Source organism: Burkholderia sp. LS-044 (assembly GCF_004803625.1).
Classification (GTDB): domain Bacteria; phylum Pseudomonadota; class Gammaproteobacteria; order Burkholderiales; family Burkholderiaceae; genus Burkholderia; species Burkholderia cepacia.
The window spans coordinates 159,610-183,515 of record NZ_SSWO01000003.1 but is presented as its reverse complement, the minus strand read 5'-3'; the positions used below and the strand labels follow the sequence as shown (position 1 = coordinate 183,515).

The 23,906-nt window shown below is 65.1% G+C and carries 21 protein-coding genes and 1 tRNA gene; 10 read left to right on the top strand and 12 right to left on the bottom strand.

Features of this window, described 5'->3' with window-relative positions; genetic code table 11:
- Positions 1 to 685: 685 nt before the first annotated feature.
- Complete coding sequence (locus tag E9536_RS09225; protein WP_136469763.1) at positions 686 to 1,060, top strand: hypothetical protein; 375 nt, start codon at positions 686 to 688, stop codon at positions 1,058 to 1,060.
- A 254-nt stretch (positions 1,061 to 1,314) separates the two neighbouring features.
- Here E9536_RS09225 and E9536_RS09220 read toward each other — a convergent pair whose 3' ends face one another.
- Together E9536_RS09220 and E9536_RS09215 are read right to left on the bottom strand one after the other, a co-directional pair.
- Positions 1,315 to 1,713: a heme-binding protein gene (locus E9536_RS09220; protein WP_027787053.1), complete on the bottom strand. Its 399-nt coding sequence runs from the start codon at positions 1,711 to 1,713 to the stop codon at positions 1,315 to 1,317.
- Entirely contained in the window at positions 1,706 to 2,482 is a 777-nt protein-coding gene (locus E9536_RS09215; RefSeq protein WP_060311907.1) for an SDR family oxidoreductase, read from the bottom strand. Before E9536_RS09215 ends, E9536_RS09220 begins: the two co-directional genes overlap by 8 nt.
- 68 nt (positions 2,483 to 2,550) lie before the next feature.
- On the opposite strand from E9536_RS09215, the gene E9536_RS09210 reads away from it, so the two are divergent.
- The gene (locus tag E9536_RS09210) at positions 2,551 to 3,483 is read left to right on the top strand and encodes a LysR family transcriptional regulator (protein WP_060311909.1); all 933 of its coding nucleotides are present in this window, start codon (positions 2,551 to 2,553) and stop codon (positions 3,481 to 3,483) included.
- Positions 3,484 to 3,901: 418 nt separating this feature from the next.
- Here E9536_RS09210 and E9536_RS09205 read toward each other — a convergent pair.
- The 6 genes from E9536_RS09205 to cysS all read right to left on the bottom strand — a co-directional run bounded on the left by E9536_RS09205 (position 3,902) and on the right by cysS (position 10,514).
- Positions 3,902 to 3,995, bottom strand: a tRNA-Ser gene (locus E9536_RS09205).
- Positions 3,996 to 4,105: 110 nt separating this feature from the next.
- Positions 4,106 to 5,359, bottom strand: coding sequence for an aspartate kinase (locus E9536_RS09200; protein ID WP_027787050.1), 1,254 nt, complete (start codon positions 5,357 to 5,359; stop codon positions 4,106 to 4,108).
- Positions 5,360 to 5,702: 343 nt separating this feature from the next.
- Entirely contained in the window at positions 5,703 to 7,124 is a 1,422-nt protein-coding gene (gene tilS / locus E9536_RS09195; protein ID WP_059699083.1) for a tRNA lysidine(34) synthetase TilS, read from the bottom strand.
- Positions 7,125 to 7,170: 46 nt separating this feature from the next.
- Positions 7,171 to 8,142 carry an acetyl-CoA carboxylase carboxyltransferase subunit alpha gene (locus E9536_RS09190; protein ID WP_006478433.1) on the bottom strand — a complete coding sequence of 324 codons (972 nt, stop codon included), beginning with the start codon at positions 8,140 to 8,142 and terminating at the stop codon, positions 7,171 to 7,173.
- A gap of 103 nt (positions 8,143 to 8,245) precedes the next feature.
- Positions 8,246 to 9,073 carry a DNA-3-methyladenine glycosylase gene (locus tag E9536_RS09185; protein ID WP_059493276.1) on the bottom strand — a complete coding sequence of 276 codons (828 nt, stop codon included), beginning with the start codon at positions 9,071 to 9,073 and terminating at the stop codon, positions 8,246 to 8,248.
- A 43-nt stretch (positions 9,074 to 9,116) separates the two neighbouring features.
- Positions 9,117 to 10,514: a cysteine--tRNA ligase gene (gene cysS, locus E9536_RS09180; RefSeq protein ID WP_021162658.1), complete on the bottom strand. Its 1,398-nt coding sequence runs from the start codon at positions 10,512 to 10,514 to the stop codon at positions 9,117 to 9,119.
- 234 nt (positions 10,515 to 10,748) lie between these two features.
- Here cysS and E9536_RS09170 point away from each other — a divergent pair, with 234 nt between their 5' ends.
- The 4 genes from E9536_RS09170 (at position 10,749) to E9536_RS09155 (ending at position 13,500) form a co-directional block, all read left to right on the top strand.
- The gene (locus E9536_RS09170; protein WP_027787046.1) at positions 10,749 to 11,471 is read left to right on the top strand and encodes a tetratricopeptide repeat protein; all 723 of its coding nucleotides are present in this window, start codon (positions 10,749 to 10,751) and stop codon (positions 11,469 to 11,471) included.
- Between the two features lie 39 nt (positions 11,472 to 11,510).
- A complete protein-coding gene (locus tag E9536_RS09165; protein ID WP_021162660.1) occupies positions 11,511 to 12,092 on the top strand; it encodes a peptidylprolyl isomerase in 582 nt (193 codons plus the stop codon).
- An 88-nt stretch (positions 12,093 to 12,180) separates the two neighbouring features.
- The gene (locus E9536_RS09160; RefSeq protein ID WP_006751616.1) at positions 12,181 to 12,672 is read left to right on the top strand and encodes a peptidylprolyl isomerase; all 492 of its coding nucleotides are present in this window, start codon (positions 12,181 to 12,183) and stop codon (positions 12,670 to 12,672) included.
- Positions 12,673 to 12,699: 27 nt separating this feature from the next.
- Positions 12,700 to 13,500, top strand: a complete 801-nt coding sequence (locus tag E9536_RS09155; protein ID WP_027787045.1) for a UDP-2,3-diacylglucosamine diphosphatase — start codon at positions 12,700 to 12,702, stop codon at positions 13,498 to 13,500.
- A gap of 58 nt (positions 13,501 to 13,558) precedes the next feature.
- On the opposite strand, the gene cysE is transcribed toward E9536_RS09155, so the two are convergent.
- Together cysE and E9536_RS09145 are read right to left on the bottom strand one after the other, a co-directional pair.
- On the bottom strand, positions 13,559 to 14,332 hold the full coding sequence (cysE, locus tag E9536_RS09150; RefSeq protein WP_021162662.1) for a serine O-acetyltransferase: 774 nt from the start codon (positions 14,330 to 14,332) through the stop codon (positions 13,559 to 13,561).
- A 307-nt stretch (positions 14,333 to 14,639) separates the two neighbouring features.
- The gene (locus E9536_RS09145; protein WP_021162663.1) at positions 14,640 to 15,464 is read right to left on the bottom strand and encodes an RNA methyltransferase; all 825 of its coding nucleotides are present in this window, start codon (positions 15,462 to 15,464) and stop codon (positions 14,640 to 14,642) included.
- A 280-nt stretch (positions 15,465 to 15,744) separates the two neighbouring features.
- On the opposite strand from E9536_RS09145, the gene E9536_RS09140 reads away from it, so the two are divergent.
- Both E9536_RS09140 and E9536_RS09135 read left to right on the top strand, forming a co-directional pair.
- Complete coding sequence (locus E9536_RS09140; RefSeq protein ID WP_136469761.1) at positions 15,745 to 16,548, top strand: inositol monophosphatase family protein; 804 nt, start codon at positions 15,745 to 15,747, stop codon at positions 16,546 to 16,548.
- 313 nt (positions 16,549 to 16,861) lie between these two features.
- Complete coding sequence (locus tag E9536_RS09135; protein WP_060373106.1) at positions 16,862 to 18,484, top strand: NAD(P)/FAD-dependent oxidoreductase; 1,623 nt, start codon at positions 16,862 to 16,864, stop codon at positions 18,482 to 18,484.
- A 153-nt stretch (positions 18,485 to 18,637) separates the two neighbouring features.
- Here E9536_RS09135 and E9536_RS09130 read toward each other — a convergent pair whose 3' ends face one another.
- A complete protein-coding gene (locus tag E9536_RS09130; protein WP_136469760.1) occupies positions 18,638 to 19,381 on the bottom strand; it encodes an AAA family ATPase in 744 nt (247 codons plus the stop codon).
- Positions 19,382 to 19,442: 61 nt separating this feature from the next.
- Here E9536_RS09130 and mutS point away from each other — a divergent pair, with 61 nt between their 5' ends.
- Positions 19,443 to 22,100 carry a DNA mismatch repair protein MutS gene (gene mutS / locus E9536_RS09125; RefSeq protein ID WP_124532631.1) on the top strand — a complete coding sequence of 886 codons (2,658 nt, stop codon included), beginning with the start codon at positions 19,443 to 19,445 and terminating at the stop codon, positions 22,098 to 22,100.
- A complete protein-coding gene (locus tag E9536_RS09120) occupies positions 22,081 to 23,352 on the top strand; it encodes a hypothetical protein (protein ID WP_136469758.1) in 1,272 nt (423 codons plus the stop codon). Before mutS ends, E9536_RS09120 begins: the two co-directional genes overlap by 20 nt.
- On the opposite strand, the gene E9536_RS09115 is transcribed toward E9536_RS09120, so the two are convergent.
- Positions 23,332 to 23,874: a peptidylprolyl isomerase gene (locus tag E9536_RS09115; RefSeq protein WP_027786990.1), complete on the bottom strand. Its 543-nt coding sequence runs from the start codon at positions 23,872 to 23,874 to the stop codon at positions 23,332 to 23,334. The genes E9536_RS09120 and E9536_RS09115 overlap by 21 nt on opposite strands.
- Positions 23,875 to 23,906 lie beyond the last annotated feature (32 nt).

Sequence of the window (23,906 nt, the reverse complement as noted above, 5' to 3'; positions counted from 1 at the left end):
TCAAATCGACAGAAAGATTTCGTGAATCGCCAATGTTGGCAAAATGTAAAGCGGCATCACGGGGAAGCTTGACGCCGCTCAAACGCGATCGGGTTAACCAGCATAAGGCGATTGATTATTTTCTGCATCGCAGCAGAGCATCGATTTTCACAACCCACCTTATCTTACTGATTTTTATGAGTAATTTTTTGTATTGATCGATCAGACAGATTGCAAAAATCGACGCAGCGCCGCATTTTTGACATCCGCCTGCCATTCCGGAGGGTCGGAACGAGCTGATTGGCACCAGACAAGACGGCGAGAATGCAGCACTGATTTCTTACAGGATAACTTTCATTTTTATTTCATTTCGCCTTGCTCGACGCGGATCGAGTGAATGGCCGCGCCGCCCACCCTCCACGCTCCCGTGGGGGAGGACTAGAACAGCAAGCCGATACCCATCAACGTGCTTTACGTAGTCACCTTTCCGCTCGGCAAGGAGCCGGAGCAATTTGCGACGCCAACCGCTGTCAGGCGCCGATGGTCGGCGTGATGATGGTTGCCAAGCGCGCAGAATACGCCGCAGAAACTGCAACCGCAGCGAAAGCGGCGAAACGCCAACAGCGACGCTGCCCGTGAAAATACGATCGCAAACCGTCGCGCATCCACCGCTGCTCAGCGGGCGCGCACCGCGAAAGATCGTGGGATGGACGCGAATCAGGCGAGCGAATCCGCGCAACAGAAGCTGCCGAACGTGTCCGCATCCTGTCCGGACACCAAGCTGATCAAGCAAACGCCGATGGACTTCAATTCGCCGGTCTGCAAGCGCACGATCATCTTCGCTGGCAAACAGTGTGGTTACGCCGCGTCGTACCGGCCCGGCCTGCGGACCATGATGTGCAAATCACGTTCGATTCGAGCGAAATCGACGGTTGATCCGAAGCGCGGGCCGAACAACCGGTCGCGCAACATCCGTGCTGTCGAAGTAAATATGGGGTCGCTTGCGCCAGCCGCCACCACAGCGGGCGGATGCGCACCCGCTACCTGCATGGCGCGTGTGTATTTTCGGTGCGCGCAGTGAATATTCCAACGCGCGCGGGTCATCCACCATCGCGGCAGGCTGTCGCGCCCTCACCTTACGCATCGCAGATATACATTCTTGACGCGGGCCGTGAATATTTCTTCCTGCGCGAGTACACAACCGCGCGATACACAGGACGACTGGCACGCCAAGCGGGCCAGCGCCCACAACATGCCGACGACGAAACCGTGACGTGTCGCCGCGGATCGACGCGATAGCCGAGGTATCGGAATCTCGCCCACCACCTCCAGCGCTCAGGCAATCGCAGCACGAGCAAGTACCGCATCTTGCTCGGGTGTACCGCCGGACACGCCGAGGGCGCCGATCAGTTGGCCATCGCCATCCAAGAGAGGCACTCCTCCTCCCATCAGCAACAGCCCGCCTGCATGGATGTGGTCGAAGTGTGGAACTGGCTGGCCCGCCTGCCACGGGACATTGAGCGCTTCGCTCGGCGCCCGGAACATCACCGAAGCCCGGGCCTTTGCAATCGACAGTTCATTCGACGCAAGCCATGCCCCGTCCATCCGCGAGAAAGTGACCAGGTGCGCACCCGCATCCAGAATTGCAAACACGGCATTGAGTCCCGCGTCCTGGGCTGCGGCACGCCCCTGGGCCACGATCCGATCCGCCCGCTCCAACGTGAGCTCAGGCATTTTGCGTCCACTCCGTCTCTTGCCACTGCTTCGCAGCATCAATCGTCGCAAAGGGGCGCATGGTTCGATACAAATGCGTATCGGCCGGAATGATCTCGACCATGGCGTCGATCATCTCCTTGGGGTCCGCCTGGTTCATCAGGCTGTCGCCGAAATCCGGCATCGGCACAACGGCGGAATCGGCGTCGTACCACTGCACGTAGCTCTCGGCGCCAGTGTCGTTGAATCCGGTACCGAAAACGCCCGGATTCACGGTCGCGACTTTGACGCCAAAGGGTTCGAGTTCCGCTTTCATCGACCCGGCGATGGCCTCGATCGCATGCTTGGTCGCGCAATAGGCACCGACAAACGGGACAACCAGAATGCCCCCCATCGACGAGGTCCATACGACTTTTCCGGACCTGCGTGCCACCATCTTCGGCACGATCGCCTGTACCAGTTGAAGATGGCCGAAGACGTTGATTTCGAAGGACTCCCGAACGCGCTGCATCGGGATGTCGACGATCGATCCGCCTTCCATGACGCCGGCGTTCAGCACCAGGACATCGGGATCGAACGAGCCCGCGTGAGCGATGTCGATCGCGTCGAGCAGATTCAGCTTGATCACCTCGAGCACCACACCGGCCTCGGCTGCGTCCGCACGCAGGCTGCGAACCTGCGGCCACGTTTCGGCCGTCGCCACGACGTGGTGGCCAAGGCGCGCAAGTTCAATTGCCGCACCACGCCCAAAACCTGAGCTGGCACCCGTGATCAATATCTTTCGAGACATCTGGCGCTCCTTGACTGAAATAGTTGCACCCAGTGTAGGGAGCCCCTAGTATCAAAACAAGATCACCAATGCTTGATGAAACGATGAGAGTTACTCACCAATCAAGGAGCTTCGATTTTTTCTCTTTCACCGTGTTCCTGGCCGTTGCAACACGACGAAGCTTTCGCGCAGCAGCGACCGAACTCGAGATCACGCCGTCAGCGGTCAGTCATTCGGTAAAAGCGCTCGAGCGGCGTCTGGGCGTCCGGCTCCTGAATCGAACGACTCGCAGCACCTCGCTCACCGAGGCCGGCGAGCGTCTGGCAGCCAAACTCCGGCCGGCGGTTTCGATCATTGACGAAGCGATGCGCGAAGTCGACGATCTCCGCCTGGCTCCCAGCGGAACCGTGCGCATCAATGCAAGCGAAGGCGCCATCCGCCTCATCCTGCGTCCCATCCTGGCAAGCTTCCTGAAGTCGTATCCGGACGTGCATCTCGACATCGTGAGCGACGGCCGCCTCGGTGACATCGTTGCAGCGGGATTCGACGCGGGCATCCGACTGGCCGAGGCCGTGCCGCAGGACATGGTGGCCGTTCCGATCATGGGCAACGTTCGTTTCGCAGCAGTCGCGTCGCCCGCGTATTTCGCTGCACATGGGCGCCCCACTACGCCGCACGATCTTTATCGACACGACTGTATTCGCTTTCGCTTCGAGAGCGGCGCGATCTACCAGTGGGAATTCGAGCGACGCGGCGTGAGCGAGACCATCGATGTCTCGGGCCCGCTTACTTTGACGGACCAACCGCTGATGGTCGACGCTGCCATGGACGGCATAGGCATCGCTTTCGTCCCTGACCACCTCGTCGTCGAGGCCTTGCGTGACCGGCGGCTCGAACGCGTTCTTGACGACTGGTGTCCGCCTTTTCCGGGACTATGCCTTTACTATCCCGGCCATCGTCATGTCTCGCAGGCTCTGCGCGCCCTGATTGCCTTTATCAAGGGCGAGCAGCTGCGCAGTTGAGTTTTTGCATGGCAAGGCCGGCTCGTATTCGCGCCAGTCGCACGATACCGCCGGGTTAGCTGCGAAGCGTCAATAGGTTGTATCGATGGTTCATCCGGACTGAGTCTGGAAGACTGGAAGCCGCCAAACACCCAACCTTCCGGGAACCCAGCCGAAGGAACTCACTTTCTCGAGTCGACTTGAGATGGTTCAGGAAATCATCGAGTCCGGCTCAAGCATGCCGCACGCGGACACGGATCGCCGCTTGACGAGTGATCACCCTTCACCGCGCGAATATTCACTCGGCATCAGAACGACTGCGACCGGTGAACCGCTCGTTCGTCGTGCTCATGCTCACAGGAAGCTTGTGAGTTGACTTGATAGTCAAAAAGAAAAAGCCCCGCAAGTCCGAGAACTTGCGGGGCTTTGTCACCGCTTTTGGCGGAGACGGAGGGATTCGAACCCTCGATCCAGGTTTTGGCCCAGATGCTCCCTTAGCAGGGGAGTGCCTTCGACCTCTCGGCCACGTCTCCCAAACTTTCGCTCGCACCAGGGAGGCAGTGCGACGAGAACGAAATAATATAGGGTTTCGAACCGCACGTCAATTTCCGTGATGCATTTTCTTCAATGCATCACGAAAAATTCACGATGCCTGGTCGAGTTCGAATGCCTTGTGCAACGCGCGGACGGCCAGCTCCATGTATTTCTCGTCGATCAGCACCGAAATCTTGATTTCGGACGTCGAGATCATCTGGATGTTGATGCCCTCTTCCGACAGCGTGCGGAACATCTTGCTCGCAACACCCACGTGCGAACGCATGCCGACACCGACCACCGACACCTTCGACACCTTCGGATCGCCCTGCACCTGCTCGGCGTTCACGTGGCCCTTCACCTGGTTGGTGAGGATGTCCATCGCCTTCTGGTAGTCGCCGCGGCCGACCGTGAACGTAAAGTCGGTCTTGCCCTGGACGCTCTGGTTCTGAATGATCATGTCGACGTCGACGTTCGCATCCGCGACCGGGCCGAGGATCTGATACGCGATGCCCGGCTTGTCGGGCACGCCCATCACAGCAATGCGTGCTTCGTCGCGCTGGAACGCGATGCCGGAAATGACTGCCTTTTCCATGGTCTCGTCTTCTTCAAAAGTAATCAGGGTGCCCGAGCGCATTTCTTCGTCGAGCGCAATCAGCGGATCGGTCAGGCTCGACAGCACGCGCGTCTTCACCTGGTATTTGCCGGCGAATTCGACCGAGCGGATCTGCAGGACCTTCGAGCCGAGGCTGGCCATTTCCAGCATTTCCTCGAACGTCACGCGATCGAGGCGTCGCGCCTCTTCGACGACGCGCGGGTCGGTCGTGTAGACGCCGTCGACGTCCGTGTAAATCAGGCACTCTTCGGCACCCAGCGCAGCCGCGACCGCCACCGCCGACGTATCCGAGCCGCCACGGCCCAGCGTCGTGATGTGGCCGTCCGGATCGACGCCCTGGAAGCCCGTGATGATCACGACCTTGCCTGCATTCAGATCGGCCTTCACGCGCTCGTCATCGATCGAGTGAATGCGCGCTTTCGTGAACGCGCTGTCCGTCTTGATCGGCACTTGCCAGCCCGCGTAGCTCACGGCCTCGACGCCGATTTCCTGCAGCGCGATCGACAGCAGGCCGACGCTGACCTGCTCGCCGGTCGACGCGATCATGTCGAGCTCGCGCGGGCTCGGCTGGCTCGAAATCTCTTTCGCAAGACCGAGCAGACGGTTGGTTTCGCCGGACATCGCCGAAGGCACGACCACCATCTGGTGCCCGGCCTGATGCCATTTTGCGACGCGTTTCGCGACGTTCTTGATGCGCTCGACCGAGCCCATCGAAGTGCCGCCGTATTTGTGTACGATGAGTGCCATTGTCGTTCTGAACTGGAGGAGAAACCGCACGGGCGCGCTGGGCAGGCCGCGTAGCCGTTCGGTCACGCGGCTTGTGGCTGTGGACGGACGACGAGGGGGACGGCTGGGACGCAACACGCAAGCGTGACGGATTTTGCCCGGAAGGCCGATCAGGCCGCGCAAACCGGGTACGTCACGCGGAAAACCTGCACAAATCGCTCAAAAATCGAGCCGAGCAAACGACCGAGCGTACCCGATAGAGGCCCGCTTGACAAGCCGCTCGCCGCGTCCGGAGCCGTTCCGGCGCTGTTTACCAAATGGTGAAAATGCGCGCGCCATCGCGCCGCCGGAAGCCTGCCCGCCGTTACGCGATCAGAAGGTCGGGACGCCATTCGATCCGGCGCCAGGTGCCGTCGCCGGCCGCCTCGCTGCCGAACGCGCCGACATCGCGATTGATGCCGAGCCGCGGCACGTAGATCAGCCGCTCGCCCGCGAACAAGAGCGGCACGTCGCGCTGCCAGGCCGGCACGCCGCGCTCCTGGAACAGGTTCTTCAACGTGCGGCCCGGCCCGCCCGGCGACGTGCGCATCCGCTCGCCGCCCGCGCGGGCGCGCGCCACGAGCCGCGCGCCGCGCAGCAGCGCCTCCGGCACCGCATCGGCGCTTGGCGCGTCGACCGGCGCGAACACGAACGTGCCGCGCCATCCCGGCAGGTGCCAGACCTCCTGCCCGTCCCACGCGAGCGACGCGTCCGGATGGGGGGTGCCGGTGCCGTCGTCGGCCGGCTCGCTGCTGTCGCCCGCTTCCCAGTAGACGACATCGCGATAAAGCCGCAGGCATTGCCCCGCGTGATCGACGCGCAATGCATGGGCATCGTGTGCGGCACGCAACTGCCGCATCATGTTGGCGAGCCGGGCGGCCGACGCGCCCGGCAAACCGAGCCGGCGCATCCAGAAGCGCAGCAGGTTCGCGCCACGCGTATCGTCGAACGCAACCAGTGCATCGCGTGACAGCGCCTGCCCGTCATCGCGCGCGGCAACGGCGAAATCGAGTTCAGCCAGATCGTCGAGCAGCCGCTGGGCGGCGGCCGCGTGCTGGGCCGCGCGGCCCAGCGCGTCGCGAAAGCCCGGGAAATGCACGGCCAGCGCCGGCAGCACGTCGATGCGCAGCGCATTGCGCGCGTAACGCGTGTCGTTGTTCGATTCGTCGTCGATCCATTCGAGCGCGCGCTGCGCCGCATAACGCTCGAGTTGCGCGCGCAGCAGTCGCAGCAGCGGGCGCACGCGCTCGACGCTCACGCCGTCGGGGCGGTAACGCGGCGCCATCGCGGCAAGCCCCGCGATCCCCGCGCCGCGCAACAACTGCAGCAACACGGTCTCGGCCTGGTCGTCCGCATGCTGCGCAAGCCACAGTGCGGCCGCGCCATGGCGCTCGCACATCTCGTCGAGCGCCGCATAGCGCCGCTCGCGCGCCGTCGCCTCGACACCGAGGCCGCTGTCGCGCGGGACGTCGACGCACATCGATTCGAATGCGACGCCGAGCCCGGCCGCGCTCGCCTCGGCATGCGCAACCCACGCATCGGCGTTCGCACTCAGCCCGTGGTGCACGTGCAGCGCGACGCAGCGCGACGCGCCCGCGACGCGCACGGCCGCATCGAGCAACACCGTCGAGTCAAGGCCGCCGCTGTACGCGATCGCGATGCGCGCATCGGGCGGCATGCCGGAAAGCGCAACGCCGACCGCGTCGAGGACGACGCGGTCGGCGGAGAATTCGGTCGGTGGGATCACGAGAGGAATGCGCGCGCAGCGGCGCGCGTATTGAACACGCGGCCGGTCATGCGCCCGGCGTGGTTTCCTTGAACTTGCCGTAGGCCATCAGGCGCTCGAAGCGGCGCTCGCGCAGCGCATCGATGCTCATGCCCTGGAACTGGCGCAGCGAATCGGCGAGCGCGCGGCGCAGCAGCGCAGCCATGCCCTTCGGATCGCGATGCGCGCCGCCGAGCGGCTCGTTGATGATCTTGTCGATCAGGCCGAGCGCCTTCAGGCGGTGCGCGGTCAGGCCGAGCGCTTCCGCGGCTTCCGGCGCCTTCGCTGCGCTCTTCCACAGGATCGACGCGCAGCCTTCCGGCGAGATCACCGAGTAGGTCGAGAACTGCAGCATCATCACGGTATCGGCCACCGCGATCGCGAGCGCGCCGCCCGAACCGCCCTCGCCGATCACCGTCGTGATGATCGGCGTCTTCAGCTCGGCCATCACGTACAGGTTGCGGCCGATCGCCTCCGACTGGCCGCGCTCTTCCGCGCCGATGCCCGGGTACGCGCCCGGCGTGTCGACGAACGTGAAGATCGGCAGCCCGAACTTCTCGGCGAGACGCATCAGGCGCTCGGCCTTGCGATAGCCTTCCGGACGCGGCATCCCGAAGTTGCGCGCGGCGCGTTCCTTCGTGTCACGGCCCTTCTGGTGACCGATCACCATGCACGGATGGCCGCCGAAGCGCGCGAGACCGCCGACGATCGACAGGTCGTCCGCGAATGCGCGGTCGCCGTGCAGCTCGTGAAAATCGGTAAACAGTTCCGCAACGTAATCGAGCGTGTACGGGCGCTGCGGATGCCGCGCGATCTGCGAAACCTGCCACGGCGACAGGTTCGCGTAGAGGTCTTTCGTCAGTTGCTGGCTTTTCTTCGACAGCCGCTCGATTTCTTCCGAAATGTCGACAGCCGAGTCGTCCTGCACGAATCGCAGCTCTTCGATCTTGGCCTCGAGTTCGGCGATCGGCTGTTCGAAATCCAGAAACGTGGTCTTCATGTGTTCGAATCCTTGGGTCTTGCGGCAGCGCGTATTCTACCCGCGCGGGCGACGCTCAAAACCGGCTCTCAACTATTGATGTTTAAAACCCGATAGCCGTCGCTCAGGCGTCGGCGTCGGGCGCATCGAGGCTGCGCCACATGTACCAGGTCGCAACGGTGCGCCACGGTTCCCAGTTGGCCGCGACTTCACGCGCCTCGCTGCGCGTGACGGGTTCCCCGCTGAAGTAATTGACGCTGATCGCGCGGATCAGGCCCGGGTCGTCGAGCGGCAGAACGTCCGGCCGCGACAGGTTGAAGATCAGGAACATCTCGGCCGTCCAGCGGCTGATGCCGCGGATCTGCGTGAGTTCCGCGATCACGTCCTCGTCGTCCATCGACGTCCATTTGTCGACGTGCAGCGCGCCCGACACGAAATGCTGCGCGAGATCGAGGATGTATTCGGTCTTGCGTTTCGACAACCCGCACGCGATCAGCTTGTCCGCGCCGAGCCGGATCACCGGTTGCGGCGCGAGTTTCGGACAGGCATCCCCGATGCGCGCCCACAGCGACTGCGCCGACGGCACCGAAATCTGCTGGCCGACGACCGAGCGCGCAAGCGTGACGAACGGGTCGCCGCGCTTCACGAGATGCGCGGGACCGAACTTCGGAATCAGTTTCTTCAGGATCCGGTCGCGCTTGACGAGGTCGGCGCATGCCTTGTCCCAGTATGCAGGACGCACGACGACCTCCTCGCCGTCCGCTTCGGACGCACGGGCCTTGCGGGCCGCGTCGGCGGCCGGCTGCGCGGCCGCGGGCTGCGCATGACCGTTGAGCGCGCCGTTCGGCACGGCGCGCGTTGCGTCCGTCTTCACCGGCGGCACGCGCTTGGCTGCCGGACGCGCGGCGACCGGGGTCGCGCGCCTGACCGGCGCTTTTCTGGCCGTTGCCATCTTGCCTCCTACCTGACGGATCGGTCAGTGGAACGCACCGCGCTCATACGCGACGCCATTCGGTCGATCCGCCCGGTTTGTCTTCAAGTGCGATACCGGTCTCGAGCAGTTCCGCCCGGATCCGGTCCGCTTCGGCATAGTCCTTCGCTTGTTTCGCCGCGACGCGCGCGGCGATCTTCGCTTCGATCTCGTCGGCGGCGAGCCCGCCCGCCTGCGCGGCACCCGACGCCTGCTGCAGGAACGCGCGCGGTTCGCGGCCCAGCAGGCCGAGCAGCCCCGCCAGCTGTTTCAGTTGCCGCGCGAGCGATGCGTCGCGTGTGCGATTCACCTCGCCCGCCAGCTCGAACAACGTCGCCACCGCGACCGGCGTGTTGAAGTCGTCGTTCATCGCGGCCGCAAAACGCTGCGCGTGCGGCTCGTTCCAGTCGAGCGCGAGCGTGTCGGCGTCGACGTCCTTCAGCGCGGTGTAGAGGCGCGTGAGCGACGCGCGCGCATCGTCGAGATGCACGTCGCTGTAATTGAGAGGCGAACGGTAGTGCGTGCGCACGATGAAGAAACGCATGACTTCCGCGTCGTAGCGCTCGAGCACTTCGCGGATCGTGAAGAAGTTGCCGAGCGATTTCGACATCTTCTCGTTGTCGACCTGCACGAAGCCGTTGTGCATCCAGTAATTGACGAACGTCTGGCCGGTCGCGCCTTCGCTCTGCGCGATCTCGTTCTCGTGGTGCGGGAATTGCAGATCCTGCCCGCCGCCATGGATGTCGAAATGTTCGCCGAGCAGCGTGCAGCCCATCGCCGAGCACTCGATGTGCCAGCCCGGGCGGCCCATCCCGTACTTCGACGCCCACGACGCGCCTTCCGGATCTTCCGGCTTCGCCCGCTTCCACAGCACGAAGTCGAGCGGATCTTCCTTCGCGTCGTTCGCGGCGACGCGCTCGCCCGCGCGGAGATCGTCGAGCGACTTGCCCGACAGCTTTCCGTAGTTCGCGAACTTGCGCACCGAGTAATTGACGTCGCCGTCGGTCGCCTGATACGCGTAACCGTTCGTCTCGAGCGTCTCGATCATGCCGAGCATCTGCGGAATGAACGCCGTCGCACGCGGCTCGATGTCGGGCCGCTGGATGCCGAGCGCGCTTTCGTCGTCGTGCATCGCGCCGATGAACCGGTCGGTCAGCGACTTGATCGTCTCGCCGTTCTCGACCGCGCGGCGGATGATCTTGTCGTCGATGTCGGTGATGTTGCGCACATACGTGACCCGGTAACCGATCGCACGCAACCAGCGCTGGACGAGGTCGAACACGACCAGCATGCGCGCGTGGCCCACGTGACAATAGTCGTATACGGTGATTCCGCATACGTACATCCGCACTTCGCCGGGCTGGCGCGGCACGAAAACTTGCTTGTCACGCGCGAGCGTGTTGTAGATGCGCAGTGATTCCATAGAGATGAACCGTGAGCCGAAGGAAACCGCCCTGGCGAAGCTCGCCCAGCATGCGAAACGGACGGACCATCTGCTGCGGCACCAGGCCGAGCGTCCTCGATATCACATGGGGCGGTCAGGCTGCAAGCACAGCGGTGACGGCCACGAGAGGCTAAGAAAGACTGCCTGCGGCTCGCCGGAACGCGCAGACGTTTTGTTAGAATGGCTCGGAGTATAACATTCCGATTTACGCCTATGAAACCTCATCGCGGCCGCGCGCCGAGCGCTGCGACCCTCGTTGCGACCACCGTCATGGGCGTCGCGCTGACGCTGTTCGCGGCCCCCGCAGCGCATGCGCAGAAGGCCCCGGCCACCGCCGACGGCACCCCCGAAATCGACGCGTCGATCGCCGGCAAGCAGTGGAAGCAGGCGCTCGCGCAGCTCGACGCGCGCATCGCATCGAACCCGCACGACCTGCAGGCGCAGTTCAAGCGCGGCACCGTGCTGGCCCGCCTGAACCGCGACGACGACGCGATCCAGCAGTTCGTCGCAATTACGCAGGCGTACCCCGAACTGCCCGAGCCGTACAACAACCTTGCGGCGCTTTACGCGAAGCATGGCCGATACGACGAAGCGCGCACCGCGCTCGTCACGGCAACGCAAGCGAACCCGAGCTACTCGCTCGCATACGAGAACCTCGGCGATCTTTACCTGCGCCTCGCGGCCGAGTCGTACAAGCGCGCGCAATCGCTCGGCCGCACGAGCGGCGCGACCGCGCAGCGCCTCGCCGATCTCCAGAAGATCGTGTCGCCGCCGAAGACCGCGCCGAACGCCCGCGCGGCCTCACCGGCCACGCGCGACTACTCCGACCGCGCCGCCGCGAACGTGAGCACCACCACGCTGCCGATGTCGCCGACGTTCCAGTTCAGCGGTCCGTCGGGCGCACTGGCGGCGCCGTACGTCGCGCCGTCGCAATAAGCGGCGCGGCCTTCTTTCCCTCCCAACCTGAGGATCGCAATGAAACGTCTGTTGCTGGCGCTTGGCGGCGCCGCCCTTCTCGCGACCGCGACCGCACCTGCGTTCGCGCAATCGGCTACCGCGCACCCCGTCGTGCAGCTGAAGACCTCGCAGGGCGACATCCGCGTCGAGCTCTACCCGGAGAAGGCGCCGAAATCGGTCGCCAACTTCCTCGATTACGTGAAGGCCGGCCAGTACAACGGCACGATCTTCCATCGCGTGATCAAGGGCTTCATGATCCAGGGCGGCGGCTACAAGACCAACTTCGAGGAGAAGCCGACCCGCGCGCCGATCCCGCTGGAAAGCCGCAATGGTCTGAAGAACCTGACGGGCACGATCGCGATGGCACGCACGAGCGATCCGAACTCGGCCACCGCGCAGTTCTTCATCAACACGGTCGACAACAGCGGCCTCGACTACCCGAACCCGGACGGCAACGGTTATGCGGTGTTCGGCAAGGTCGTGTCGGGTCTCGACGTCGTGAAGAAGATCGAAGGCGTCGCGACGACCTCGCGCGGCCCGATGCAGGACGTGCCCGCACAACCGATCGTGATCGAATCGGCGAGCGTCGTCTCGAAGTAAGAACCTGCCGGCACGTCCGGCGCCTCACGCGGCCGCGTCGCACGACCGGCCGCGTGCCATTTAAACCGCCTCACCGAAGGAATTCATCATGGTTGAACTGCATACGAACCACGGCGTGATCAAGCTCGAGCTCGACGCCGCGAAGGCACCGAAGACGGTCGAAAACTTCCTGAACTACGTGAAGAAGGGCCACTACGACGGCACCGTGTTCCATCGCGTGATCAACGGCTTCATGATCCAGGGCGGCGGCTTCGAGCCGGGCCTGAAGCAGAAGCCGACCGACGCGCCGATCGACAACGAAGCGAACAACGGCCTGAAGAACGACAACTACACGATCGCGATGGCGCGCACGAACGATCCGCACTCGGCGACCGCCCAGTTCTTCATCAACGTGAACGACAACGACTTCCTGAACCACTCGTCGCCGACGCCGCAAGGCTGGGGCTACGCCGTGTTCGGCAAGGTTGTCGAAGGCCAGGACGTGGTCGACAAGATCAAGGGCGTCAAGACGGGCAACGCCGGTTTCCATCAGGACGTGCCGGCCGACGACGTCGTGATCGAAAAGGCCGTCGTGGTCTGACGCACAGCACGTAACGGAGGCACTTCGATGTTGCAGGAGAGTCCGCCGCGAAGCGTCTCCGCGGGCGTGCCGGGCGAGCGCGAATACGCGCAAGCCGCACGCCCGTTCCTGTTTCTCTCCGATCTGCACCTGAGCGAAGCGATTCCGAAGACGGTCGCCGCGTTCGAGCATTTCGTGAAATACACCGCCGACAGCGCCGACTCGGTGTTCATCCTCGGTGATCTGTTCGAATACTGGATCGGCGACGACATCCTCGACGACGATCCGTTCGCGGCCCGCATGGCCGCGCTGATGCACACGTTCTCGGAACGCGGAATTGCGCTCTACGTGATGCACGGCAACCGCGATTTCCTGCTCGGCCGGCGCTTCATGAAGGCAGCCGGTGCGATGCTGCTGCCCGACCCGTCGCTGATCATGGCGTTCGGCCAGCGCATCGTACTCGCGCACGGCGACGCGCAATGCACGGCCGATCGCGGCTACCAGCTGTTCCGCCGCTTCGCACGCAACCGCGTCGCGCAATGGCTGTTTCTCGCATGGCCGTTCCGCTGGCGCCGCGCGCTCGCGCACCGCATGCGCTCGAACAGCGAAGCGGGCCGGATGCGCCCTGCTTCGGCGATTTACGATGTCACGCGCGAAGGGGTGGCCGCCCTGTTCCGGAAAAGCCGCGCGAGCGTGATCATTCACGGCCACACGCACCGCCCCGCGCGCCACAGCGAGCCCGGCGGCATTCGCTGGGTGTTGCCCGACTGGGATCTCGACCACGGCAAGCCGCGCGGCGGTTACCTGCGTGTCGACGCGGAAGGCATCCACGCGATGCCGCTCGACTGACGCGGCCGCCGCCGTCGAACCGACCTGTCGCGACCGGCAGCGACCCGCATCGATCACATTACGCCTGGCGCTCGACCGTCTTGCCTTCCAGCACCGCCGACAGCCGGCGCAGATCGAGGCGCGCCGCGTCGGCGCCCTGCAGCGTTTCCAGATGCGTGCCGAGCCGCTCGAGCGCCGCGACGATCTCGTCGACGCGGCGGCTTTCCTTCGCAGCGTGATCGATCAGCCCGTGAATGGCGAGCGACATCGGATCGTCGGCATTCGGCGTGATCCCGTACGCGGAGAACGCCGCGCGTTCGGGCTGCGGCTTCGGCTGCGCCGGCATCACGATGCGCGCCGGATTGCCGACCGCCGTGCCACCTGCCGGCACCGGCTTCACGACGACCGCGTTCGAACCGATCTTCGCGCCCGCACCGACCGTGAAACCGCCGAGCACCTTCGCACCCGCGCCGACGATCACGCCGGCCTCGAGCGTCGGGTGGCGCTTCGCGCCGCGCGTGAGCGACGTGCCGCCCAGCGTCACGCCCTGATAGATCGTGCAGTCGTCGCCGATGATCGCCGTCTCGCCGATCACGACACCCATGCCGTGATCGATGAACACGCGCCGGCCGATCGTCGCGCCCGGGTGGATTTCAATGCCGGTCAGGAAGCGGCCGGCCTGTGACGCGAAACGCGCGAGCCAGTAGCGCTTCGCGCGCCAGCATGCGTGCGCGAAACGATGCAGTACGAGCGCATGCAGCCCCGGATAACAGGTCAGCACTTCCCATGCACTGCGAGCGGCGGGATCCCGCTCGCGAATCGTTGCAACGTCTTCGCGCAGTCTCGTGAACATGATGTGGTCTGGGAAAAGGCCGACGCGCATCGCCGGCAATGACCGGCCGTTATCGCGCCGGGTAATTTGGTTATGACGTTCGGCGATTGTAGGGCGAGTCGCGCACGGCCGCACGAGCCCGCGTGTTCACCCCGCCGACGGCGCGGGTATTCGGCCGGAACGCTTGCTGGCATTGAGTTTGCGGGATGGCCGAACAGGCCGGGCGATTCGGCCCGGCGCTTCCGGCGGCCGACGTAGCACCTGCCCGACAGGGAAACGGCCCCGCGCGCCGAGCCGTCCTGCGGCCCGTGCACTGCGCACCGGCCGCTTACGCGTCGCCGCCCGGTTTGCCCGATTTCAGCAGGATGTGCTTCGCGATACCGCGCAGGATATTGACCTCCTCACGCTCGAGGCCCGTGCGCGCGAACAGGCGCCGCAGCCGCGGCATCAGCTTCTTCGGGTTGCGCGGATCGAGGAAATCGAGGGCGATCAGCGCGTTTTCGAGGTGCACGTACATCCGCTCGATCTCGTCGCTCTGCGCGAGCGTGCCGGCTTCGGCCGGCGCTTGCGCCGACGGCTCGCTCGCCTGCTCGAGAAACGCGACGCGCAGCTCGTACGCGAGCACCTGCACGGCCTGTGCGAGATTCAGCGAACTGTAGGCCGGGTTCGCCGGGATGTGCGCGAGCGCGCTGCACTGCTCGACGTGCTCGTTCGCGAGGCCCGTGCGCTCGTTGCCGAACACGAGCGCGATGTCGCCCGTGCCGACCTGCGCGCACGCCTGCGTGGCGGCCGCGCGCGGCGCGAGACGCGGCGGCCCGTATTCGCGCGTACGCGCGGTCAGTGCGATCGACCAGTGCACGCCGGACAGCGCGTCGCCAAGCGTCGGCACGACATGCGCGGAGGCGAGGACGTCGTCCGCGCCGCTGGCCATCGCGATCGCCTCGGGATCGCTCTGGACGTGCGGCACACGCGGCGCGACCAGCACCAGACGCGAGAAACCCATCGTCTTCAGCGCGCGGGCGGCCGCCCCGACGTTGCCGGGATGGCTCGGCTCGACGAGCACGAAACGGGTGGACGTGAAGCCGCCGGACGGCGGCCGGGACGAGGCCGCGCCCGGCTCGGACGGCGCGGCGGTGATCTGCGGGGTTTCCACTACGATACGACTCGGTTCATCAGAATGGCAGTATGGTATCGCCATCGCCGCGGCAAACCCACTCGTCCGGACGGATAGTGGGGGTTTCCCCGTATTCCGGTCGCCTGAAACCGCCAAAAATCGGGTAAAATCATGCCTTTACGCGTCGCACTCCGTGCGGCGCGGGTCGTACCCCGTTCTTTGTCAATTCGCGTCTCACCTCGCCTGCCACGCTTGCGCCGTGCCGGGCGGTTGTTCCACTTCGTGGCGGCCCGTGCCGCCGGCTACAGGATCCAGGCTCATGCATCCCATGCTCAACATCGCTGTCAAGGCTGCGCGCCGCGCCGGACAGATCATCAACCGCGCGTCCCTCGATCTCGACCTGATCGAGATCCGCAAGAAGCAGCAGAACGACTTCGTCACCGAAGTGGACAAGGCCGCCGAAGACGCGATCATCGAGACGCTGAAGACCGCCTACCCCGACCACGCGATCCTCGCCGAGGAATCGGGCGAATCGGAGAACGAATCCGAATTCAAGTGGATCATCGATCCGCTCGACGGCACGACCAACTTCATCCACGGCTTCCCGTACTACTGCGTGTCGATTGCGCTCGAGCACAAGGGCGTCGTCACGCAGGCCGTCGTCTACGACCCGAACAAGAACGACCTGTTCACGGCCACGCGCGGCCGCGGTGCGTACCTGAACGACCGCCGCATCCGCGTCGGCCGCCGCGACCGCCTGTCGGACGCACTGGTCGGCACGGGCTTCCCGTTCCGCGAAAAGGACGGCCTCGATGCATACGCGCGCCTCTTCACCGAAATGACGCAAGCCTGCACCGGCCTGCGTCGTCCGGGCGCGGCAGCACTCGATCTCGCGAACGTCGCGGCCGGCCGCCTCGACGCGTTCTTCGAGCAGGGCATCAACGTGTGGGACATGGCAGCGGGCAGCCTGCTGATCACCGAGGCCGGCGGCCTCGTCGGCAACTACACGGGCGACGCCGATTTCCTGCATCGCCATGAAATTGTCGCGGCGAACCCGAAGATCTACGCGCAGATGATCCCGATCCTGAACCGCTACACCCACGTGCATCCGGCGGCGGAGTAAGCCCCGGCCGCGCCCGCGCGGCGCGGCTTTCGCGCACACCGCTCGCGGGCTTCGTCACGACGGCGCACCGTTCGCCTCCCGGTTGCCGGGAGGCGGGAAAATCTTCCCGCACAAGGGTCGCTTCGTGCGCCTATCCTGAAGTTGCTTGAGTTTGTCGGGGCCGGTAGCGTACTGCCGCCCACACCGCCGTTCCCGCAACGACAATAAATGGTTTGCGTGCGGCACGCCCGCGCGGCGGACAACCCCGCCGGCCTGCCGGCCCCCGACCGTATCAACACCGCCACGACGCCGTGGCAATCGCATCCGAGTCCCCATGTTACGGCTAAGCGAAATTAAACTCCCCCTCGACCACCCCGAAAGCGCGCTCGAGGCCGCGATTCGCGCGCGCCTCGCGGAGCTTGGCGTGGCCGCGGACGAGCTCCTCCGTTACACCGTGTTCCGTCGTGCGCACGATGCGCGCAAGCGCGCCGACATCAAGCTCACGTATATCGTCGACGTCGAAGTCGCGGATGAAGCGGCCGCGATCAAGCGCCTCGCCGGCAAGCCGCATTGCGGCGTGACGCCCGACATGGCGTACCACTTCGTCACGAAGGCGCCCGAGCACGGCAATTTCCTGCGCCCGGTCGTGATCGGCATGGGGCCGTGCGGCCTGTTCGCTGGGCTGATCCTCGCGCAGATGGGTTTCCGTCCCATCATCCTCGAACGCGGCAAGGCCGTGCGCGAGCGCACCAAGGACACCTTCGGCCTGTGGCGCAAGAGCGTGCTCAACCCCGAATCCAACGTGCAGTTCGGCGAAGGCGGGGCCGGGACGTTTTCCGACGGCAAGCTGTACAGCCAGATCAAGGATCCCAACCACTATGGCCGCAAGGTGCTGGACGAATTCGTCAAGGCAGGCGCACCGGAAGACATCCTGTATCTGAGCCGGCCGCATATCGGCACGTTCCGCCTCGTCAGCATGGTGGAAAAAATGCGCGCGTCCATCCACGAACTGGGTGGTGAAGTGCGTTTCGAAACGCGGGTCGACGACATCGAGATCGATCAGGGCAAGGTGCGCTCGCTGAAGCTCTCGAACGGAGAAACGCTGCGGTGCGACCACGTGGTGCTGGCCGTGGGCCACAGCGCGCGCGACACCTTCCAGATGCTGCACGATCGCGGCGTCTATATCGAAGCCAAGCCGTTCTCGCTGGGTTTTCGCATCGAGCATCCGCAAGGGCTGATCGATCGCAGCCGCTTCGGCAAGTTCGCGGGCCACAAGCAGCTCGGCGCCGCCGACTACAAGGTGGTCCACCACTGCAGCAACGGCCGCGCCGTCTACAGCTTCTGCATGTGCCCTGGCGGCACCGTGGTCGCGGCGACCTCCGAGCCGGGCCGCGTGGTCACCAACGGCATGAGCCAGTATTCGCGGGCCGAACGCAACGCGAACGCGGGTATCGTCGTCGGCATCACGCCGGACGATTATCCCGGCGGCCCGCTGGCGGGCATCGCGTTCCAGCGCAAATGGGAAGAGCGCGCGTTCGAACTCGGCGGCGGCGATTACCGCGCGCCGGGTCAACTGGTCGGCGATTTCATCGCAGGCCGACCGTCGACGTCGCTGGGCTCCGTGGAGCCGTCGTACAAGCCGGGCGTGAACCCGACCGATCTCAGCACCGCGCTGCCGGACTACGTGATCGAGGCGATCCGTGAAGCCCTGCCCCAGATCGACAAGAAGATCGCCGGCTTCGCGATGCACGATGCAGTGCTCACCGGTGTGGAGACGCGCACGTCGTCACCGATCCGGATTCGACGCAAGGACGATTACCAGAGCATGAACGTCGAAGGCCTGTATCCGGCCGGCGAAGGCGCCGGGTATGCAGGCGGCATTTATTCGGCGGCGATCGACGGCATCGAAGTTGCGCAGGCGGTGGCCCTCAGCCTGACATCGGCTGGCGCGTTCTGATCTGCCCTGGCTCACTCGGCACGCAAAGGCCCGTGCGCCGAGTGAGGCCGGCCTCGGCGGGGCGGAGCCGGATGATGCAGCCGTACCGGCACCTTGCCCGGCAAGGTATCGCCCTGAAACCTGCGCCCCCGCTCGCCCTATTGGGCGCGGCCGTTACCAGCAAACACCTGCGTCATCCGCGTCGCCGAAAAACTCCCGGCGCATTTTCGAGAAGGCGGCAGGGACCGGCTCGCTTTGCAGCCATTTCAGAACGGACTGACCGCACTCGATCTCGTTTGTCGACGACGTATCCACAACGTAATCGTAGTGGCGGCCGGCGTGAATCTTGTCGTGCTGAGACCCGGCAAGTCCGATCTTGCGGTCACCACGAATACGCTCGCGATCGATCAGAACGTCGAGCGAACAAAAAACACCGACGATAAATACCGGCAGGTCAACCAGATCTTCAAGCATGTAGCGCCACGCGTCCGGCGACAAGACATGATCGACTATCACCGCCTGGCCATGCCTGGAAAATGTCGCCGCGGTGGCGTTGATCGCTCGACACAGAGCGGCCACACGAATCTGCGCCAACGGTTTCTCGACCGCCCAATAGTTAGGCGGCTCCATGTTTCGAAATACATCCAGCTCGACGTGCAAATGATGCTCGCCCAGGTTTTCGCACAGATACCTGGACAGCGTGCTTTTGCCCGCGCTGCTCGGGCCGTTGAGTACGACGATGGCCGCGTGGTGGGGCGCCGGCATTTCAGTGCTTCGCATTGGGGTACCCGTCAACGTCTTGAGGACGTGAGACGCAATTCGATTCTCGACGAAGTAAACCACAATATCGAACCGCCGCCGCTGGCCGACAAGCCGCTGCTCGTCATCACCCGCAACTGGCCAAACGGCGAACTTCACGCCCGCACGTGACGCCACTGGTAAACTCGGGCAACCCAAGCAACAACTTCATGCCTGACCTATGACCACGCTGTCGCCCGAAGCCTTCGCCGGCCATACTCCAATGATGCAGCAGTACCTGCGCATCAAGGCCGACCATCCCGACACGCTTGTCTTCTACCGGATGGGCGACTTCTACGAGCTGTTCTTCGAAGACGCGGAAAAGGCCGCACGCCTGCTCGACCTGACCCTCACGCAACGCGGCGCATCCGCCGGCACGCCGATCAAGATGGCGGGCGTACCGCACCACGCGGTCGAACAGTATCTCGCCAAGCTCGTGAAGATGGGCGAATCGGTCGCGATCTGCGAACAGATCGGCGATCCCGCCACGTCGAAGGGCCCCGTCGAGCGCAAGGTCGTGCGCGTCGTCACGCCCGGCACGCTGACCGATGCAGCACTGCTGTCCGACAAGAACGATGTTTACCTGCTCGCGATGTGCACGGGCCACAACAAGCGTGGCGTCGCGGTCAATGTCGGCCTCGCGTGGCTGAACCTCGCAAGCGGCGCGCTGCGGCTCGCAGAAATCGAACCCGAGCAACTCGCTGCCGCGCTCGAGCGCATCCGGCCGGCCGAGATCCTGACGCCGGACGGCGCAACCGACGCCGTGCCGGCAAGCGCAGGCGCAAGCAAGCGCGTGCCGGCGTGGCACTTCGACATCGCATCGGGCACGCAGCGCCTGTGCGACCAGCTCGATGTCGCGAGCCTCGACGGCTTCGGCGCACATTCGCTGACGAGCGCGTGCGGCGCGGCCGGCGCGCTGCTGCTCTACGCAGCGGCCACACAGGGCCAGCAGTTGCGGCATGTGCGCAGCCTCAAGGTCGAAAACGAAACCGAGTACATCGGGCTCGATCCGGCCACGCGCCGCAACCTCGAACTGACCGAGACGCTGCGCGGCACCGAGTCGCCGACCCTGTATTCGCTGCTCGACACCTGCTGCACGACGATGGGCAGCCGCCTGCTGCGTCACTGGCTGCATCACCCGCCGCGTGCGTCGGTCGCCGCGCAATCGCGCCAGCAGGCGATCGGCGCGCTGCTCGATGCACCGGCAAACGCAAGCCTCGATGCGCTGCGCAGTGCGCTGCGCCAGATCGCGGACGTCGAACGGATCACCGGGCGCCTCGCACTGCTGTCCGCGCGCCCGCGTGACTTGTCGAGCCTGCGCGACACGTTCGCCGCCCTCCCGGCGCTGCGTGAGCGCATCAGCGCGATCGTCCCGAACGCGGACGCCCTCACCCGCGTCGACGCAGCACTCGCACCGCCCGCCGAATGCCTCGACCTGCTGACGAGCGCGATCGCGCCCGAACCGGCCGCGATGGTGCGAGACGGCGGCGTGATCGCGCGCGGCTACGACGCGGAGCTCGACGAGCTGCGCGACATCTCGGAAAACTGCGGACAGTTCCTGATCGATCTCGAAGCGCGCGAGCGCACGCGCACCGGCATCGCGAACCTGCGCGTCGAATACAACAAGGTGCACGGCTTCTACATCGAGGTCACGCGCGGCCAGACCGACAAGGTGCCCGACGACTATCGCCGGCGCCAGACGTTGAAGAATGCCGAGCGCTACATCACGCCCGAACTGAAGACTTTCGAGGACAAGGCGCTGTCCGCGCAGGAACGCGCCCTGGCGCGCGAACGCGCGCTGTACGACGCAGTGCTGCAGGCACTGCTGCCGTTCATCCCCGAGTGTCAGCGCGTCGCATCGGCGCTCGCCGAACTCGACCTGCTCGCCGCATTCGCGGAACGCGCCCGCGCGCTCGACTGGGTCGCGCCGACCTTCACCGACGAGATCGGCATTGAAATCGAACAGGGCCGCCACCCGGTCGTCGAGGCGCAGGTCGAACAGTTCATCGCGAACGACTGCCGGTTCGGCACCGAGCGCAAGCTGCTGCTGATCACCGGCCCGAACATGGGCGGTAAGTCGACGTTCATGCGGCAGACCGCGTTGATCGCACTGATGGCTTACGTCGGCAGCTACGTGCCGGCCAGGTCGGCATGCTTCGGCCCGATCGACCGGATCTTCACGCGCATCGGCGCGGCGGACGATCTCGCGGGCGGCCGCTCGACGTTCATGGTCGAGATGACCGAAGCCGCGGCGATCCTCAACGACGCGACACCGCAAAGCCTCGTGCTGATGGACGAGATCGGCCGCGGCACGTCGACGTTCGACGGCCTCGCGCTCGCGTGGGCCATCGCGCGCCACCTGCTGGCACACAACGCGTGCTACACGCTGTTCGCGACGCACTACTTCGAGCTGACGCAACTGCCGGCGGAATTTCCGCAAGCGGCCAACGTCCACCTGTCGGCCGTCGAGCACGGCCACGGCATCGTGTTCCTGCACGCGGTCAACGAAGGCCCGGCCAACCAGAGCTACGGCCTGCAGGTCGCACAGCTCGCAGGCGTTCCGGCGCCCGTGATCCGTGCCGCGCGCAAGCACCTCGCGTACCTCGAACAGCAGTCGGCGTCGCAGCACACGCCGCAGCTCGATCTGTTCAGCGCGCCGCCGGTGGCCGCCGACGATCTCGAATGCGCGGACGCACCGGCGCTGCCCGACACACCGCATCCGGCGCTCGAAAAACTGCGCGACATCGATCCCGACGATCTCAAGCCGCGCGAGGCGCTCGACCTGCTGTACGAACTGCGCACGCTGGTCCGGTCGCACGATGCCGACGGGCACGCGTAAGCGCATTCCGCGCGGCCTGCCGGCCCGCGCCGCCGCCACGCTCGTCGCGGCGGTGCTCACGCTCGCGCAGGCCGCCGCGCTGGCTGCGCCGCCGAAGCGCAGCACCACGCCCTACTCGTTCGCGGTCGTATCGGGCGTGATCAACACCCCTGCGGACGAACCGGCCGCCCAGCGGTTGCTCGATGCGATCGCGCGCGAGCGCAATCTCGCGTTCGTGGTCTATGCGGGCGATCTGAAGGGTTCGAAGGAAGCGTGCCGCGATGCACTGTATTCGCAGCGCGGCGCGATCCTGGATGCGGCACGCGTGCCGCTCGTATTCATTCCCGGTCACGACGACTGGGCAACGTGCAACACCGTGGCCGGAGGTAGCTACGATCCGGTCGAGCGGCTCGACTTCCTGCGGCAGACGCTGCTCGCCGATTCGGCACTGCCCGACCCCGGCGCGCTGCCGATCACGCGGGAAAGCGAAGTCGCACGGTTCCGGCCGTATCGGGAGAATGCACGCTGGATGCGCGACGACATCGTCTACGTCGCACTCAACGCGCCGGCGCCGAACAACCATTACCTGACGGCCGGCGGCCGCAACGGCGAATTCGAGGACCGCATCATCGCGAACGGTTTCTGGATCGACCACGCGGCCGAATACGCGAAGCGGCGCGAGGCGCGTGCGATGGTGGTGATATTCGAAGGCGATCCGCAGTTCGAGCGCTATGAACGCGCGGAACGCTTCGCATGGCTGCGCTTCAACCGGCCGCGCGTGCGCGACGGCTTCCGCGAGTTGAAACGAACACTGGTGAAGGCGGCGGCGACGTTCCGCGGCCCGATACTCGTGATGCACGCGAGCAGCGAAGCGCTGGCGAACGGCTTTCTGATCGACCGCCCGCTGCGTGCGGACGACGGTGAACTGGTCGGTAACGTGACGCGCGTCGCGATCGGACCGCGCCATCCGCTGAATCAGTGGGTCAAGGTGAGCGTGTCGCCGGCACGGCAGACGATCTTCAACGTGAGCCTGCAGGAAGTACCGAAGAACCTGCCGGTGCCGCCCGCGCTGCCGCTCGTGCCCCGTGACGACGTCCCGCTGCCGCAGATGCCGGAAATCCCTGCATTGCCGGCGCTACCTGACTCGTCGTCAGTCGCGCCGCCGCTGCAGGGCGACGGCACCGCTCCGGGCGGCGCGTCGTGGCCCGTGCCAACCCCAGCGTCGGGGCCGGCGCCCGGCCTGCCTGCAAGCTCAGTGCAGGGTGCGCCCTGACGGCGCTTCGCCGTCTTCGTCTTCGTCCTCGTCGACGATCTCGAGCCCTTCCGCGCCATGTGCGTGCTCATGCTCGATTTCGTCTTCGGTGGCTTCGCGAACGTCCTTCACGGTCAGCGCGAAACGCAGTGCCATGCCTGCAAGCGGGTGGTTGCCGTCGAGCACGACCTTGTCTTCGGCGATGTCGGTGACCGTATAGATCAGCGAATCGACTTCCTCGTCGCCGTCTTCCGGCGTGCCTTCGAACTGCATGCCCACTTCGAGCGGCTCGGGAAAACGATCGCGCGGCTCGATCTTCACGAGTTCGGGATCGTAGTCGCCGAACGCGTCCTGCGGCTCGAGCTGGACCTGTGCCTCGTAGCCCGGCTCGTGGCCGTCGAGCTGTTCCTCGATCTTGGGGAACGTGCCATCATAGCCGCCGTGCAGATAAACCATCGGCTCGTCGCTTTCCTCGATCAGATTGCCCTGTGCATCCGACAGCTTGTAAGTGACCGACACGACGGTGTTTTTTGCGATTTTCATCCAATTCTCCCAAATACAAGTCTCATTATACG

Coding starts and splice junctions, on each gene's coding strand:
- E9536_RS09225 (WP_136469763.1), top strand. CDS start 686: ATGGACGCGAATCAGGCGAGCGAATCCGCGCAACAGAAGCTGCCGAAC.
- mutS (WP_124532631.1), top strand. CDS start 19,443: ATGACCACGCTGTCGCCCGAAGCCTTCGCCGGCCATACTCCAATGATG.
- E9536_RS09160 (WP_006751616.1), top strand. CDS start 12,181: ATGGTTGAACTGCATACGAACCACGGCGTGATCAAGCTCGAGCTCGAC.
- cysE (WP_021162662.1), bottom strand. CDS start 14,332: ATGTTCACGAGACTGCGCGAAGACGTTGCAACGATTCGCGAGCGGGAT.
- E9536_RS09165 (WP_021162660.1), top strand. CDS start 11,511: ATGAAACGTCTGTTGCTGGCGCTTGGCGGCGCCGCCCTTCTCGCGACC.
- E9536_RS09220 (WP_027787053.1), bottom strand. CDS start 1,713: ATGCCTGAGCTCACGTTGGAGCGGGCGGATCGGATCGTGGCCCAGGGG.
- E9536_RS09210 (WP_060311909.1), top strand. CDS start 2,551: ATGCTTGATGAAACGATGAGAGTTACTCACCAATCAAGGAGCTTCGAT.
- E9536_RS09155 (WP_027787045.1), top strand. CDS start 12,700: ATGTTGCAGGAGAGTCCGCCGCGAAGCGTCTCCGCGGGCGTGCCGGGC.
- E9536_RS09190 (WP_006478433.1), bottom strand. CDS start 8,142: ATGAAGACCACGTTTCTGGATTTCGAACAGCCGATCGCCGAACTCGAG.
- E9536_RS09185 (WP_059493276.1), bottom strand. CDS start 9,073: ATGGCAACGGCCAGAAAAGCGCCGGTCAGGCGCGCGACCCCGGTCGCC.
- E9536_RS09120 (WP_136469758.1), top strand. CDS start 22,081: ATGCCGACGGGCACGCGTAAGCGCATTCCGCGCGGCCTGCCGGCCCGC.
- E9536_RS09140 (WP_136469761.1), top strand. CDS start 15,745: ATGCATCCCATGCTCAACATCGCTGTCAAGGCTGCGCGCCGCGCCGGA.
- E9536_RS09215 (WP_060311907.1), bottom strand. CDS start 2,482: ATGTCTCGAAAGATATTGATCACGGGTGCCAGCTCAGGTTTTGGGCGT.
- E9536_RS09135 (WP_060373106.1), top strand. CDS start 16,862: ATGTTACGGCTAAGCGAAATTAAACTCCCCCTCGACCACCCCGAAAGC.
- cysS (WP_021162658.1), bottom strand. CDS start 10,514: ATGGAATCACTGCGCATCTACAACACGCTCGCGCGTGACAAGCAAGTT.
- E9536_RS09115 (WP_027786990.1), bottom strand. CDS start 23,874: ATGAAAATCGCAAAAAACACCGTCGTGTCGGTCACTTACAAGCTGTCG.
- E9536_RS09200 (WP_027787050.1), bottom strand. CDS start 5,359: ATGGCACTCATCGTACACAAATACGGCGGCACTTCGATGGGCTCGGTC.
- E9536_RS09170 (WP_027787046.1), top strand. CDS start 10,749: ATGAAACCTCATCGCGGCCGCGCGCCGAGCGCTGCGACCCTCGTTGCG.